Here is a 14457-nt window from a genome sequence, read left to right as displayed (position 1 = left end):
CGCCCGCCCCGGCGCAGGTCGTGCCGGCCACCCGGACCGATCGTCCGCCCCTCCATCCGAGGCCCCCATCCCGGGCCTCCATCCCGAGGCACCGGCCTCTACCCGTCAGGACGATGCTCGAACCCGAGCGGGGCCCGGCCCTTGTCGGATTGCTGACGCAGCCGCGGGGAGGGGCGTCCGGCCGGAATGCGGGCCGCCCCTCCCCGTACGGGCCGTTCCGCGCTGATGCGGCCGCGCGGGTCTCCGGCACGACGACACGCGCCGGGCCGCTTCATCCAGGCGGCGGCTTCGCCGCGGCGCCGGTGCCACCGGAGCGGCACACGGTCGGCGGCCTCAGAGGCCCGACGGGGCCCCGCGTGGCGCCCAACCCCGTCGGCTCAGAGACCGCCAGATCGAGGACGCGCGTCCCAGGACGGCCAAGGCCAACGACCAAGACCAAACTGCCAAAACCAACTCGCGAGGCGCGCTCACAAGGCCGGCAGCCGGCACGGTTCAGGGGCCGTCACCGTGATGGTGAGGCCCAGGCTCGGACTGGATCGGCCCCACCCGGAGCAGCCCCGGCAGCCCCATCCAGAGTTCGCATAAGATATATTATGGAACTAACAGCGTCGGGACGGTCGGGTGAGGGGGTCTGGCATGCCAGATGGCCGGGCCAGCGGCCGGCTGAGCACGCCTCGATCGCCGGCTCCGTCCTCTCGGTACCGACGGCGGCCGGCCCAGCAGCCGGGAGCGCGGCTGACCGGCGTCGGATCGGCGAGATCCGGGTGAGGGCGGTCCGGGGAACCTGCATGAAGCGCCCTCCCCGCGCCCGCGCCTTGCCCTTGCCCTTGCCCTTGCCCTTGCCTTGCCCTTGCCTCGCCCTTGCCCTTGCCGCGGCGTCACGCGGCGCGCCCGGCGAGCCGGCTCTGGTCGGCGAAGATCCGGCCGTCCTGGGCGCGGCACTCGATCTGGTCCGACAGCCGGCCCGGCCGGATCCGGATCGCCGCCGGCCGGGCCAGGGCCTCGGCCCGCTCCAGGAAGCCGGCGGCATCCATCGGCGCGTCGCGGCCGCCGCCGAGCCCGCGCCACCACAGCACCGCCTTCTCCCGCTCGTAGCCGCTGCGCCCGGGCCGCAGACGCACCCGCCAGTCGGCCGCGGCACCGCCGTCCCGCCAGCCGAGCACGAGATCGAGCCCGTCCGGGGCCGCCTCCAGGGTCAGGTCCGTCACCGGATGCCACGGCGCATCCGCCTCCGGGGCAGGGCCGGCGGGCTCCGAGGCCGGCACGATCCCGGCCGACAGGATCGGCAATTCGTCTTCGGCCGCGGCGTCGTGCAGGGCGGCCGGGTCGGCCTCGTCTTCCGGCTCGGTCCAGCAGGCCTCGCACGTGGAGGCGTTCAGGGCGATCAGGGCGCCGCAGCCGGGGCAGGGCTTGGCGCGCAGCCCCCCTGCCCCGCCGAGCACCTGGGCGGCGCTGAGGGCCGTCACGGAATCCACCGGCCCGTGCATCCGCACCAGGCCGGCATAGTCGAGGATCAGCGCGTCGGCCTTGCCGGGGGCGCGGCGCAGCGCCCGGCCGACCTGCTGCACGTAGAGGCCGGTGCTGCGGGTCGGGCGCAGCAGCGCCACGAGGTCGACCTCCGGGGCGTTGAAGCCGGTGCCGAGCACGCCCACCGAGGTCAGGCAGCGGATCTTGCCCGCCCGGAACGCCGCCACGATCCGGTCGCGCTCCCGGCGGGGGGTCTCCCCCGAGACCGTCTCGCAGGAATACCCCTCGGCCCGCACCGCGTCGCGCACGGCGTCCGCGTGGGCGAGGCCGGCGCAGAAGGCGAGCCAGGCCCGGCGCCCGCTCCCGTATTCTGCCAGCTCCGCCACGGCGGCCCGGGTGATCCAGTCGCGGTTGACCGCCGCCTCCAGCTCGGCCGGGATGTAGTCGCCCCCGCGCCGGCCGACCCCGGAGACGTCGAGCTGGGTGAGCGTCGCCTTGGACACGAGCGGCGCCAGGAAGCCCCGGCGGATCAGGTCGCCGGTATCGGCCTCGTAGGCGATCCCGGAAAACAGGCGGCCCTCCCCTGCGTCGAGGCGGCCGGAATCGAGCCGGTAGGGGGTCGCGGTGAAGCCCGCCACCCGCATCCCGGGGGCGAGCGCCTGCAGCCCGGCCAGGAACCGGCCGTAGCGGGTGTGGGCGGCCCGCGGGATCAGGTGCGCCTCGTCGACGATCACGAGGTCGCGCGGGCCCACCGCGTCGAGCCGGTCCGCCACGGACTGGATGCCGCAGACCAGGACCTGCGCGCCGGCCTCCCGGCGCCCGAGCCCGGCGGAGAAGATGCCGGCCGGCGCCTCCGGCCAGTAGCGGGTCAACTCCGAAAAGTTCTGGGCCACGAGCTCGCGGCTGTGGGTGACGATCGCCACCCGGGCGAGGGGGTTTTGTGTGACCGCCTCCCGGGCGAGGGCGGCGATGACCAGGGCCTTGCCGGCCCCGGTGGGCAGCACGACCAGATGGCCGGGCGCCGCCGCGTCGCCCCCTCCCCGCCCCCAGGCGGCCGCGAGCGCGTCGAGGCTGGCGCGCTGGTAGTCCCGCAAGCGCAGCATGGCGGCGGGTCTAGCCGGGTCGGGCCGTCTTGTCCGTGGCGGCGGGGTCACGCAAGGGGGTCGGCGTTCTCGCGGGGCGTGTTCGACCCGGGTCCTCCCATCCTCCCCCTCATCCTGAGGCGGCGAAGCGAAGCGGAGACCTCGAAGGAGGGCTCCAGCCAGCCGCGCGATCCCTGGAGGGCTCCTTCGAGGCCGCTGCGCGGCACCTCAGGATGACGGACGGAATTGGGATATTCGCGCGCAGCGCAGCGCAGCACCGGGGCCGGGGCGCGCAGCCTCTCTCGCTCAGAGCCGTCGTAACAAATAAATATCCATGATCCAGCCGTGCCGCGCCCGGGCCTGCGCGCGGACCCGCCGGATCTCGGCGCCGACCGTGCCGAGGCGGCCGGAGACCAGGATCTCGTCCGGGCTGCCGAGATAGGCGCCCCAGTAGATCGTCAACTCCGGGTCGAGGCCGGCGAAGCTCGGATCGCCGTCGAGCATCACCACGACGCTGTCGGCCCCGTCATCCGCCCCTCCGGGCCAGCCCGCCGCGAGGCGGCGCCCCGTAGTGATCAGCACCGGGCCGCCGATGGCGTTGAGCGGCACGCCGTGGCGGGCGGCCAGGACCTGAACGCTCGAGAGACCGGGGATCACGGCGCAGCGCAGGGCGAGGCGCCCGCGCGCCGCGATGCGGTCGAGGATCCGCAGGGTGCTGTCGTAGAGGGCCGGATCGCCCCAGACCAGGATCGCCCCGACCTGCCCGGATTCGAGCTCCGCCGCGAACGCCGCCTCCAGCCGCTCGGCCCGGGCCGCGTGCCAGGCCTCGACCGTGGCGCCGTAATCGGCCGGGCGGCGCTCCCGGGGCGGATCCTCGACGGTGACGACCCGGTGGGGTCTTGAGATGTGGGCGGCGCAGATCCGCTTGCGGATCTCCACCAGGTCGGCGGTCTCGGCGCGCTTGTCGAGCACGAACACCGCATCGACATCGGAGAGTGCCCGCACCGCCTGGAGGGTCAGGTGCTCGGGATCGCCCGTGCCGATGCCGATGACCCGGATCTGCCTGTCCTGCATGCTGCGCTGTCCTCCGCCGGGGCGGGGGAGGGCCGGCGTCGGCGTCCCCTACCCGCGCCCGCCCGCTTTGGCGAGGATCGCCCGGGCGATGGTCAGGTCCTGGAGGGCGATGCCGGAGGAATCGAACACCGTGATCGCCTCGGGGTCGGTCCGGGCCCCCTGCCCGCTCCCCAGCACGGCGCCGATCGCCCGCAGTTCCGCCGCCGCGGGGGCGTGCTGGAACTCGCCGATGATGCGCGACTGCTCGGGCAGGTCGCAATAGAGGGCCGCCCGCTCAAGCAGGGCCGGGGGCAGCTCCTGCTTGCCCTTGGCATCCGCCCCCATGGCGGCGACATGGGTGCCGGGGCGGACCCAATCGGCCTCGAACAGAGGCGCCCGGGCCGGCGTCGCCGTGACGATCACGTCGGCGGCCCGGCAGGCCTCCTGCGCCGAGGCCGCCCGCACCTCGACCGCGGCCCCCTGCCCCCGCAGGCGCTCGGCAAACCCCGCGACCTTGTCGTGATCCCGCGCCACCACCAGCACGGTCCGGATCGGCAGGATCCGGGCCAAGGCCGCGCATTCGAATTCCGCCTGGTTGCCGGCCCCGAACACGGCGAGCACCGTCGAACCCGGCCGGGCCAGGACGCTGGCCGCCACCGCGTCGGCGGCGGCGGTGCGGTAGGCGTTGACGCGGCCGGCCTCGATCACCGTGTCGACCCGGCCGACATCCTGGTCGAACAGCAGGATCACCGAATTGTGCCGCGGCAGGCCTCGGTCCGGGTTGCCCGGCCAGAACGAGCCGACCTTCAGGCCGGCATAATCGGCGGTCGCCCCCGACTTGATCGAGAACCGGTTGGCCGGCTCCGAGCCGTGCCCCAGCACCGCCGGGAACAGGGTGGTGCCGGGCGCGACCGCGGCGATCAGCGCCTCCCGGGCCGCCGCGAACGCCAGGGCGTGATCGACCAGGGCGGCGGATTCCTCTTCCGAGATGAAGCGCATGACGTGAAGACCTCCAAAGTCATGGTTTCAAAAGGTCTGCGACCTTTTGCGGGTGCAGGGCAGCGCCCTGCTGTGATGAATCAGGGCTCTGCCCTGCACCCGCCAAAGGGCTCGCCCTTTGGGAACCCGTTACGGCACAGCCCCCGTCACAACGTCATGCCGCGGGCGGTCACCGGCCAGACCGCTTCGACCCGGCCGTCCCGCACCCCGACATACCAGTCGTAGACGTTGACGGTCGGGTCGCAATGGCCCGGGATCAGCTTCAGGCGGTCGTTGAGCTTGAGCACGTTGCCGGGATCGCTGATCACCCCGTGCTCGTCCGAGCACTTGACGTATTCCACGTCGCTCCGGCCGAACACCAGGGGCAAGCCGCTGTCGATGCTCTGGGCCTTCAGGCCGGCGTCGCAGATCGCGACATCGGCCTTGGCCTTGCTCATGATCGAGGTGACGATGAACAGGCTGTTCTCGAAGTCGCCGATCGGCTGGCCGCTCGCGTCCTTCACCCGCTGGTAGTCGGCGTCCATGAAGACGTAGGAGCCGCATTGCAGCTCGTTGTAGACGCCGCTGCCGCCCTCCAGGGCGAAGCTGCCGGTGCCCGCCCCCGCGACGATGTCGCACGCGAGCCCCTCGGCCTTCAGCAGGTCGACGGTGCGCTTCGTGTCGTTGATCGCCGTCTGGATCAGGGCCTTGCGCTCGTCGTAGTCGCGCACGTGCTGCGCCCGGCCCTGATAGGCCTGCAGCCCGGCGAACTTCAGCCCGGGCGCGGCGGCGATTTTCTTCGCAATCGCCACCGCGGGCTCGCCCGGGGCGACGCCGCAGCGGCCGGCGCCGACATCGATCTCCACCAGGGCCTCGAGGGTGACGCCGTACGCGACCGCCGCCGCCGACAGGGCGTCGACATTGCCGAGGTCGTCGACGCAGACCAGCACCCGCGCCCGCTTCGCGAGGGCGGCCAGGCGCTCGATCTTCTGGGGCGCGACCACTTGGTTCGACACCAGCACGTCGCGGATGCCGGCGCTCACCAGGGCCTCGGCCTCGCTGACCTTCTGGCAGCAGACCCCGCAGGCCCCGCCCCGCTCGATCTGCACGGTCGCGATGTCGGAGGACTTGTGCGTCTTGGCGTGGGCGCGGTGGCGCAGGCCGTTCTCCTTCATGAAGCGGCCGAGCTTGTCGACGTTGCGCTCGAAGGCGTCGAGATCGACCATCAGGCAGGGGGTGTCGATCGCATCCACCGGCATGCCGACGCGGGCGGGAATATTGTTGCGCATGGGTTTTTCCTCCTGGTCGTCGCGTGTTTATGGCGTCGTGGTCACGTCAGCGGCTCACGGGGCGAGACCCAAAAGCTCGGCGATGCGCGGCGTCGCCTTGATGCCGGTGCCGGTGAGCACCGCCACGACGGTCTCGTCGGGCCCGATCGCGCCGCTGGCGGTCAGGTCGGTCAGCGCCGCCGCCGCCATCGCGCAGGTCGGCTCGACGTAGAGGCCGGACCGGGCGAGCTCCATCAGCGCCGCCTCGATCGCCGGCTCGGACACCGCCACGGTGCCGCCGCCGGACCGGCGGAGCGCCGCCAGCACCGCCCGGCCGCGCACCGGCTGGGCGATGGAGGCGCCCTCGGCCAGAGTCGGGCCCGGGGTCACCGGCACGAAATCCTCGGCCTCGGCCTGGAAGCCGGCATGCAGGGGCGCGCACCGGGCCGGCTGCACCGCGTAGAGGCGGGGCAGCCGGGCGATGGCGCCCCGGCGCAGCAGCTCCGAGAAGCCGATGTCGCAGCCGAGCACGTTGCTGCCCGCCCCGCACGGGATGATCACCGCGTCGGGGGCGGAAAAACCCAGATCCTCCCACAGCTCGTAGGCCAGCGTCTTGGTGCCCTGGAGGAAATGCGCCTGCCAGTTGTGGCTGGCGTAGAAGATCGTGTCGGCCTGCCGGATGGCCGCGTCCGCGGTGTCCTGGCGGGTGCCGGGGATCAGCTCGACCTCGGCGCCGGCGGCGCGCATCTGCACGGTCTTGGCCGGCGAGGTCGAGGCCGGGACCAGGATCTTGGCCCGCATCCCGGCCGCGGCCGCGTAGGTCGCCACCGCGGCGCCGCCGTTGCCGGACGAATCCTCCAGCACCGCGTCGATGCCCTGCTGGCGCAGGATCGACAGCATCACGGAGGCGCCGCGATCCTTGAAGCTGCCCGAGGGGGCGAACCATTCGAGCTTGAAATGGGCGTGCCGCCCCCGCCAGGGCCGGCGCACCAGCGGCGTGCAGCCCTCCCCCAGCGAGACCGGATCCTTGACCGCCACCGGCAGCGCCGCACCGTACCGCCAGAGCGAGCGCTGGCCGGTGTCGATCTGCCCCCGGTCGATCCCGGGCAGCGGCGAGATCATCAGCGGACCGCCCGAATCGCCGCGCCAGCGCGGGACCTCGATCGGATAGGAGGCCCCGGTGGCGGGGTCGATATAGGCAGGCGGCATATCGGGAGCAGGCATGCGCATCACGGCTCGGGGATCCGGGGCGGCTCGGGTAGTGTATACATAATAATCCGGCTTGGCACGTCGGCCGTGGGACGTCCGGGATCCTGTTGGGTGCGGCGCGGAGCCCCCACCCCCATCGGGGCGCCGCCCTGATCACCCGCCAGAGGGCTGGCCCTTTGGGAGCCCCGGACCTCGACGCCGCATCAGGCGGCGAGCGGCAGGCCCGCGGCCTCCGGGGCGTGCTCGGCGGCCACCGCCTCGGCGACGAGTTCGGCGGTGGCGCCCGAGAGGGTCCAACCGAGATGGCCGTGGCCGGTGTTGTAGAACACGCCGGGCCGGCGGCCGCGCCCGACCTTGGGCAGCATGTTCGGCAGCATCGGCCGCAGGCCGCTCCAGGCCACCACCCGGTCGGTGTCGACCAGCGGGAACTGCTCCCGGGTCCAGTCGATCAGCGGCTGCACCCGGTCGTGCCGGATGTCGCGGTTGAAGCCGTTGAACTCGGCGGTGCCGGCGACCCGCAGGCGCGCGTCGCCGAGCCGGCTGGTGACGATCTTGGCCGCCTCGTCGAGGATGCTGACCTCCGGGGCCGCAGCTTGCGCCTCCGGGGTCAACAGGTTCACGGTGATCGAGTAGCCCTTCACCGGGTAGACGTTGACCCGGTCGCCGAGCATCGCGGCGAAGCGCCGGCTGGCGCAGCCCGCGCAGATCACCACCGCGTCGGCGCGCAGGGCCTCTGGGGCGCCGGCCGGGCGGTCCGCCAGCTGATCGGTTCTGCGCCAGCCGATGGCGTAGCCCCCCGCCCCGGCCGCGATCGTCTCGACGCTGGCGTCGTGGACGAAGCGGACGCCGCTGCGGGCGCAGGCGGCCGCCAGGCCCCGGGTGAACTTGTGGATGTCGCCGGTGGCGTCCGAGGGCGTGAAGAAGCCGCCCGCGTAGGATCCGGCGAGCGTCGGCTCGATCGCCCGGATCTCCTCCTGGGTCACGGCGTCGCGCTCGAGCCCGCCCTCCCGCAGCAGGGCGTTGACGGCGTGCGCCTTCTCGAAGCTCGCCCGGTCCCGGTAGAAATGCAGGATGCCGCGGGTTTTGAGGTCGAAGTCGATGCCCTCGGCCTCGGCCATGGCGAACAGGGCGGTGCGCGCCTTGAGCGCCAGCCGCACGGTCTCCACGGTGTTCTGCCGGTAATGGGCGATCTCGCGCATGAACTCCGCCATCCAGGACAGCTTGTGCCAGGACGGGGCCGGGTTCATCAGCAGCGGCGCGTCGCGGCGCATCATCCACTGGACGCCGTGGAGCACGGTGGAGAGCTTGTTCCAGACCTCGGCGTTGCAGGCCGAGAGCTGGCCGCCGTTGGCGAAGGAGGTCTCCATGGCGGCGTAGCGCTGCCGGTCGAGGACGGTGACGTCGTAGCCGCGCCGGGCGAGCGCGTAGGCGGTGGTCACGCCGGTGATGCCGGCGCCGATGATGGCGATGTGGGTCATGATGGGGTCTCCGGGACGTGCGGACGCGATGAGGCCTTCCCTCGCGGGTCGGCCGGTTTTCGCGCCCCATCTGTCCCGGTGCCTGAGAGTTTGATCCGGCCGGCCCTGGCGAGGCTGGCGCGGACGTCCCCTTCGGCGGGTGCCCACGGACCGAAACGATCCGCTGCACCGCTCTCCAGATCGCCCTGACGACACGGTTCCGGTGCCTGAGAGTTTCCGGGGCGGTTGCTCCGTCGGCGCCGGGCCCCCCTCTGGTGGGTGAATCCCGGTCTCTCCCGCATCGTCGCGATGGGCTGAGGATTCGTTACCCCGATTCGCCGGCCCGGGTGAAGGCCGGCGCAATCGCCCGGACGGACAGCGCGGCCGCGCTGTCACCCGGCGGGAGCGAACCCGGCGCTGGCCGGTTGACCGCTCGAAACGTGGGGAGACGCCCGATGCTGACCAGGACCGCGATCTACGAGGGCACGGTGCGCGACGGCCAGGACGATGCGTTCTTCCGCCGGGTCCGGGACGAGCTGGAGCCGTTCTGGCGGCGCTTCCCGGGGGTCACAGCGGTGCGGGTGCAGCGCCTGGTCTCCAAGGATGCCGACGCGCGGCCGATCGCCATGATCCTGGAGATGGATTTTCCCGATCAGGCGGCGCTCGACGCCTGCTTGGCCTCGTCGATCCGGCCGGAATCCCACGCCGCCACCGAGGCGGTGATGCAGATGTTCGACGGCCGGTTCTATCACCTCGTGAGCGAGGCCCGCAGCCTCGACGTGGCGGGATAGGGCGCGCGACGGCCGGGTCCGGGGTGCCCCCGCGGCAGCGCGGGGGCACCCCGGTCGCGGGCCGCTCAGCCCGGATCGCGTGTGAAGGCGTCGAAGGCCCGGGCGCTGTAGACCAACGCCGCGCCGGCATTCAGCGCGACGGCGACGCCCAGCGCCTCGACCATCTCCTCCTGGGTCGCACCGGCCTTCCGGGCGGCGTCGGTGTGGAAGGCGATGCAGCCGTCGCATCGGGTCGTCACCGCCACCGCGAGGGCGATGAGCTCCCGGGTCTTGGCGTCGAGCTGCGGCACCTTCGGCTGGGCCGAGGCCAGCTTATCGTGGGCGTGCAGCAGGTCCGGGCTGATCTGGCCCATCTGACCCAGCGTGGCCATCAGCTCGCCCCGGTAACCGTTCCAATTCTCCATCTCGGCGTTCCTCCGAACGCGGCTCTCTCGGGAGCCGTTGCCGCAGCGGCACCGCCCGTGCCACCTACCAACTAGTAGGTATTCAAGAAACGCCGGGATGGCAATCCGCGTCCCTGCCCTCGGCAAACCCGGAAGCGCGGCAAACCCGGAAGCGCGGAAAACCCGGAAGCGCGGAAAACCCGGAAGCGCGGAAAACCCGGAAGCGCGGAAAACCTGGCAGCGCAGCTTGGATCGGGGGTCCCCGCGTGCATTTTCCTCACGCGACGCGCGCGCTTTTCAGGGATTGTCCGGCCCGGATCCCGGGGCTACCCCCGGCGCAACGGCGAGGGCGGTCGCCGGAGGCAGGCGCCCGGCCGGACCGGGCCCGGCGGCGATCGGAACAGGACAGGCGCCATGACCGACCAAGTCACCGACCAAGCCACCAGCCGGGCCACCATCCGGTCCGGCCAGTGCCATTGCGGCACGGTGCGCTTCCGGGCGCCCCTCGGCGACGGCTTCGATTCGATCCGCCGCTGCACCTGCTCCTACTGCCGGATGCGCGGCGCCGTCGTCGCCATGGCGGAGGCCGGCGGGGTCGAGATCCTGGCGGGCGCGGAGGCTCTGACCCGCTACCGCTTCCACACCGGGACGGCGGAGCACTTCTTCTGCTCCCGCTGCGGGATCTACACCCACCACCAGCGGCGCTCGAACCAAAACCTCTAAGCCGTGAACGTGGCCTGCCTCGACGGGGTCAGCCCGTTCGACTTCCCCGCGGTGCCGGTCATGGACGGGGTCAACCACACCAGCGACACCGGCCAGCCGACCCGCCGGGCCGGCACGCTGCGGTTCATCCCGGCGGCGTAAAGGGCTCCCGCGCGGCCGGCAGCCCGGCCGCGCGGGCGTCGATCGCCAGCCACAGCGGCAATTCCGCGAGGCCGAGCCCGGCCCAGGCGGCGGCCGCGCAGGATCCCGATGCAGTCATGCGCCGCCAGGGCGCCGAAATCCTCCGGAGGCCCCTGCCCTGCACCCTGGCCCTGGCTCTGGCCCTGGCTCTGGCCCTGGCTCTGGCCCTGGCTCTGGCCCTGGCTCTGGCCCCCTGGCCCTGGCGGCACGCTCCGGGGCAGCCCGCGCGCTCCCCGGAAGGCCGGCTCGCGGCCTCGGTTGAGCCGAAACGGCTCGAGACGAGAATGAGATCTGTAATTAAAAAAATAGATCGAATTTAAACCATGCTTTCAAGCACAACGATCGGCAAATAGAGATTAAAACATACATCAATGCCTTTTTTCCGGGCCTCACCCAAGAGGGGAGACCCTTATCGAAGACAGGCGGCACGATGGCACGATGGATCCCCGGGGCGGCGGTGTTCGGCCTGCTGTGCCTGATGATCATCCCGGCCCCCGGGATCTGGGGCGTCGTGATCGGCGCCGTCTGCGTGCTCGCGATCATCGGCAGCCTGTCCCTGCTCCTGCTGGACCGGCTCGCCACCGGCATCCTCGTCTGGCGGGCGCACCGGCAGTCCAAGCGCCAGGGCCGGGTGCGGGGCCGGGTGGTGCATGCCGGCTCCGGGATGTCCAGGAAGGTCTGACGGGGCTGGATTCCGGCGGGCAGCGATGCGAGGTCTGCGTGGCATGACCAGATGCGTCGCCACGAACCGGGACGGTCCGATGAAGCTCCTCTACTCCCCCGCCTCCCCGTATGCCCGCAAGGTGCTGGTGCTGGCCCACGAGACCGGGCTGATCGACAGGATCGCCGTCACCGTCGCCGGAGGCTCCCCGACCGGTCCCTCCCCCGAGGTCGCCGCCCACAACCCGCTCGGCAAGATCCCGGCCCTCGTCCTGGAGGACGGCACCGTCCTCTACGACAGCCGGGTGATCTGCGAGTATCTCGACGGCCTGTCGGCCGGTCCGCGCCTGTTCCCCGAGGGTCCGGCGCGCTGGGACGCGCTCACCCGGCAGGCGCTCGCCGACGGCCTGCTCGATGCCGCCCTGCTCACCCGCTACGAGCGGGTCCTGCGCCCGGAGGCGCAGCGCTGGGCGGCCTGGGAGGCCGGGCAGGTGGCCAAGATCACGGCCGCGCTGGACCGGTTCGAGACCCTGGTCGCCGACATGCCGGCGCTCGATATCGGCACGGTCGCACTGGCCTGCGCGGTCGGCTACCTCGACCTGCGCTTCCCCGACCTCGCCTGGCGCGACGGCCGCCCCGCCACCGCCGCCTGGTACGCGGTGTTCGAGGGCCGGCCCTCGATGGTCGCCACCGTACCGCAGGGCTGACGTCTCGGGGCTGCGCGCCCCAGTACCCCGCCAAAGGGCCGTGGGTCCTTTGGGATCCCGGATCTCATGGCCGGGCCTGGACCGCGTAGGGGTGCGACGAGGCGAGCGGGTCGGCGAAGAAATCCTGGACCGTCCCGGCGCCCGTCCCGAAGGTGATCAGCAAAAAACCTCCGGCCAGCGCAAAATTCTTCAAGAAGTCCCAGAACAACGCGCGGCCCTCGCCGCCTGCCCAGAAGTCGCCGGGCGCCCAGAACTGTTTCCACAGCAGCGCGGTGACGCCGCAATAGCCGGCGAGCACGAAGGCCGCCGCCCGGTCGGCGGTGCCGGTCAGGACGCACAGCGACATCCCGATCTCGACGCAGAGCCCGATCAGGATCAGCAGGGTCGCCGGCCCGGTGGCATGCACCGCCTGCCGGGCCTGGCCGACCGCGCCCTTGAAGTTGAGAATCTTGTCGAGGGCGCTGAACGGCAGGAACAGCAGCACCAAGAGCAGGCGGACGCCGAACGCGATCGCGACGCTGAGGCTGGCCATGCGCTTCTCGCCGATTCCCGATCCGGCCTCGCGGCCCGCCGCCCATCCAAACCGCGAGCGGCGCAAAGGTTTCTCGTTCGTGGCGGGCGTTTCTTCGCAGGATGCCACGCGGGGTGGCCGGACCGCCGCAGACGTCGTGGACCCTTCGTAGACGACGCGCGTCGAAGGCCGCGCCAGACGTCGAAGCCTCTCAGACCCGGCAGTCCCGGATCAGCCGCCGGACGAAGTCCGCGCAGGCCGCGAGCTCGTCCCGGGTCACGTATTCGTCGGCCTTGTGGGCCCGGCCGATCGATCCCGGGCCGATCACCACCGCCGGCACGCCGCCCAGCCGTTCGAACAGCCCGCCCTCCGTGCCGTAGGAGACCTTGCCGTGCCCGTTGCGCCCGGCCAGCCGCTTGGCGCGCGTCACGATCTCCGCCTCCGGGTCGGTGTCGAGGCCGGGATAGTCGATCAGCGGCTCGACATCGACGCCGCAGGCCGGGTCCGTCTCCCGCATCAGCGGCGCCAGGGTGTCGGTGGCGTAGGCGATCGCGGCCGCCGCCAGCGCCCCGGCATCGTCGGACCCGATCGCCCGGTACTCGAACTCCACGCTGCAGCTGTCGGGCACGATGTTGAGCGCCGAGCCGCCCCGGACCACGCTCGACAGGCCGGTGGTGTGGGGCACGTCGTAGAGCGGATCGCGGGCGCCGTCCCGGGCGATCGCCTCCGCGGACAGCCGGACATGCTCGATGAAGCGAGCGGCGTATTCCACCGCGTTGACGCCCGCCGGCGCCAGGGCCGAGTGGCTGGCCTTGCCCCGAAAGGTGAGGCGGGAGGCGGACTTGCCCTTGTGCCCGACCACCACGTCCATGCCGGTGGGCTCGCCGACGAAGCAGCCCAGCGGGCGCGGTCCCCGCTCCAGCATCCGGGCGATCAGCGGGCGCACCCCGAGGCAGCCGACCTCCTCGTCGTACGAGATCGCGAGGTGGAGCGGGGTCGCGAGCTCCGCCGCCGCCATCTCGGGCAGCAGCGCGAGGCAGACCGCGAGAAACCCCTTCATGTCGGAGGTGCCGCGCCCGTAGAGCCGGCCCGCCTCCTCCCGCAGGACGAACGGGTCCGACGACCAGGGCTGGCCCTCGACCGGCACCACGTCGCTGTGGCCGGAGAGCACGTAGCCCGGTCGCGTCTCGAACGGGCCGACGCTCACGAGCAGGGCCGCCTTCGCCCCGGTGGCGTCGGGCACGCGCGCGACCGCGGCGCCGTGGCGGCGGCAATAGCCTTCCGCCCAGTCGATCAGCGGCAGGTTCGAGCGGGCGCTCACCGTGTCGAAGGCCACGAGGGTCTTGAGCAGCGCGACCGGATCCTGCGCGGGGGCGTTCTGGGCGGGGATCGGCATCGGGCGGCTCGCATCGTCTCGGGTGAGGGCATCCTAAAGGGTTTTCGCGGATTCCGGACCCGCGAAAACCGCCCTGCCCCCGGGATCGCCCCGGAACCGGAGGCCCGCAGCGGCGTAGGCGGCGGAGACAGCGCCGTCGCGCTCCGCACAGCCCGAGCCCACACCATGCGCCCCGCGCCCGCCCCGATCCGCGCGGCCCTGCTGCCGGCGGCGCTGCTTCTGACGATCGCCCCGGCCGAGGCCCGCCCGCGGCCGAGGGAACCGCACCACCGGGCGGCGTCCGATCTGCGGGCGGCGTCCGACATGGACATGACGCTGGCCCGCATGGCCGCGCGCGACCGGCTCCGGGGCTGGCGGGTCTGGCAGCAACCGCGCCCCCCGGGGCGTGCCCTGCCCCCGGCCAGCCGGGAGCGGGTCGCGGCCCCACCGTTCACCGGCTGGGGCTACGGCGGTACGATCCCGGGGGCCGGGCCCGGTTTCTAGAACCAATCCTGGCTTCGACGCGCGCTGACGCCGAACCGCCGCCCCCGCCCCTCCACGGGGTGCCGCCGAGAAGACCGCTTGCGAGGATCCGCGATGCCCGCCATCACCC

Annotated in this window: 14 protein-coding genes, 1 pseudogene and 2 riboswitches; of the genes and pseudogenes, 5 read left to right on the top strand and 10 right to left on the bottom strand. The window is 72.6% G+C overall.

Annotated features, from left to right (window positions below; all coding sequences use genetic code 11):
- Positions 1-878: 878 nt before the first annotated feature.
- The 6 genes from FV242_RS27945 to FV242_RS27915 all read right to left on the bottom strand — a co-directional run bounded on the left by FV242_RS27945 (position 879) and on the right by FV242_RS27915 (position 8535).
- Positions 879-2570 (bottom strand): DEAD/DEAH box helicase, encoded by a 1692-nt coding sequence (locus tag FV242_RS27945; RefSeq protein WP_147910496.1) that lies wholly within the window; start codon positions 2568-2570, stop codon positions 879-881.
- A gap of 285 nt (positions 2571-2855) precedes the next feature.
- Positions 2856-3623 (bottom strand): precorrin-6A synthase (deacetylating), encoded by a 768-nt coding sequence (gene cobF, locus FV242_RS27935; RefSeq protein ID WP_147941213.1) that lies wholly within the window; start codon positions 3621-3623, stop codon positions 2856-2858.
- A gap of 48 nt (positions 3624-3671) precedes the next feature.
- Entirely contained in the window at positions 3672-4601 is a 930-nt protein-coding gene (locus FV242_RS27930) for an ornithine cyclodeaminase family protein (protein ID WP_147941212.1), read from the bottom strand.
- A gap of 146 nt (positions 4602-4747) precedes the next feature.
- Entirely contained in the window at positions 4748-5869 is a 1122-nt protein-coding gene (locus tag FV242_RS27925; protein ID WP_147941211.1) for a DSD1 family PLP-dependent enzyme, read from the bottom strand.
- Positions 5870-5923: 54 nt separating this feature from the next.
- On the bottom strand, positions 5924-7057 hold the full coding sequence (locus FV242_RS27920; RefSeq protein WP_147910505.1) for a pyridoxal-phosphate dependent enzyme: 1134 nt from the start codon (positions 7055-7057) through the stop codon (positions 5924-5926).
- 203 nt (positions 7058-7260) lie between these two features.
- Positions 7261-8535: a D-amino acid dehydrogenase gene (locus tag FV242_RS27915; protein ID WP_147941210.1), complete on the bottom strand. Its 1275-nt coding sequence runs from the start codon at positions 8533-8535 to the stop codon at positions 7261-7263.
- Positions 8536-8603: 68 nt separating this feature from the next.
- A riboswitch (glycine riboswitch) is annotated at positions 8604-8716 on the bottom strand.
- Between the two features lie 3 nt (positions 8717-8719).
- A riboswitch (glycine riboswitch) is annotated at positions 8720-8823 on the bottom strand.
- 146 nt (positions 8824-8969) lie between these two features.
- Between FV242_RS27915 and FV242_RS27910 the strand changes: the two genes are divergently transcribed.
- Positions 8970-9305: a hypothetical protein gene (locus FV242_RS27910; protein WP_147910501.1), complete on the top strand. Its 336-nt coding sequence runs from the start codon at positions 8970-8972 to the stop codon at positions 9303-9305.
- 65 nt (positions 9306-9370) lie between these two features.
- Here FV242_RS27910 and FV242_RS27905 read toward each other — a convergent pair whose 3' ends face one another.
- Positions 9371-9709, bottom strand: coding sequence for a carboxymuconolactone decarboxylase family protein (locus tag FV242_RS27905; RefSeq protein WP_147941209.1), 339 nt, complete (start codon positions 9707-9709; stop codon positions 9371-9373).
- 393 nt (positions 9710-10102) lie between these two features.
- Here FV242_RS27905 and FV242_RS27900 point away from each other — a divergent pair.
- Positions 10103-10552 (top strand): annotated as a pseudogene (locus FV242_RS27900) (GFA family protein).
- Here FV242_RS27900 and FV242_RS36165 read toward each other — a convergent pair.
- Positions 10536-10670, bottom strand: a complete 135-nt coding sequence (locus FV242_RS36165; protein ID WP_281407109.1) for a hypothetical protein — start codon at positions 10668-10670, stop codon at positions 10536-10538. The pseudogene FV242_RS27900 and the gene FV242_RS36165 overlap by 17 nt on opposite strands.
- Before the next feature lie 351 nt (positions 10671-11021).
- On the opposite strand from FV242_RS36165, the gene FV242_RS27895 reads away from it, so the two are divergent.
- On the top strand, positions 11022-11273 hold the full coding sequence (locus FV242_RS27895) for a hypothetical protein (RefSeq protein ID WP_147941208.1): 252 nt from the start codon (positions 11022-11024) through the stop codon (positions 11271-11273).
- Between the two features lie 79 nt (positions 11274-11352).
- On the top strand, positions 11353-11958 hold the full coding sequence (locus tag FV242_RS27890; protein WP_147941207.1) for a glutathione S-transferase: 606 nt from the start codon (positions 11353-11355) through the stop codon (positions 11956-11958).
- 64 nt (positions 11959-12022) lie between these two features.
- Here the strand turns inward: FV242_RS27890 and FV242_RS27885 are convergent, their stop codons facing one another.
- The gene (locus FV242_RS27885; RefSeq protein ID WP_147910808.1) at positions 12023-12490 is read right to left on the bottom strand and encodes a DoxX family membrane protein; all 468 of its coding nucleotides are present in this window, start codon (positions 12488-12490) and stop codon (positions 12023-12025) included.
- 190 nt (positions 12491-12680) lie between these two features.
- A complete protein-coding gene (gene argE, locus FV242_RS27880; RefSeq protein WP_147941206.1) occupies positions 12681-13865 on the bottom strand; it encodes an acetylornithine deacetylase in 1185 nt (394 codons plus the stop codon).
- 165 nt (positions 13866-14030) lie between these two features.
- Here argE and FV242_RS27875 point away from each other — a divergent pair, with 165 nt between their 5' ends.
- Entirely contained in the window at positions 14031-14348 is a 318-nt protein-coding gene (locus tag FV242_RS27875; RefSeq protein ID WP_147941205.1) for a hypothetical protein, read from the top strand.
- Positions 14349-14457: the final 109 nt, after the last annotated feature.

Origin of the sequence: Methylobacterium sp. WL64, assembly GCF_008039945.1 — a bacterium.
In the GTDB taxonomy this organism is placed as follows: domain Bacteria; phylum Pseudomonadota; class Alphaproteobacteria; order Rhizobiales; family Beijerinckiaceae; genus Methylobacterium.
The sequence above is the reverse complement of the archived record's forward strand: the minus strand, read 5'-3'. Positions and strand labels throughout refer to the sequence as shown.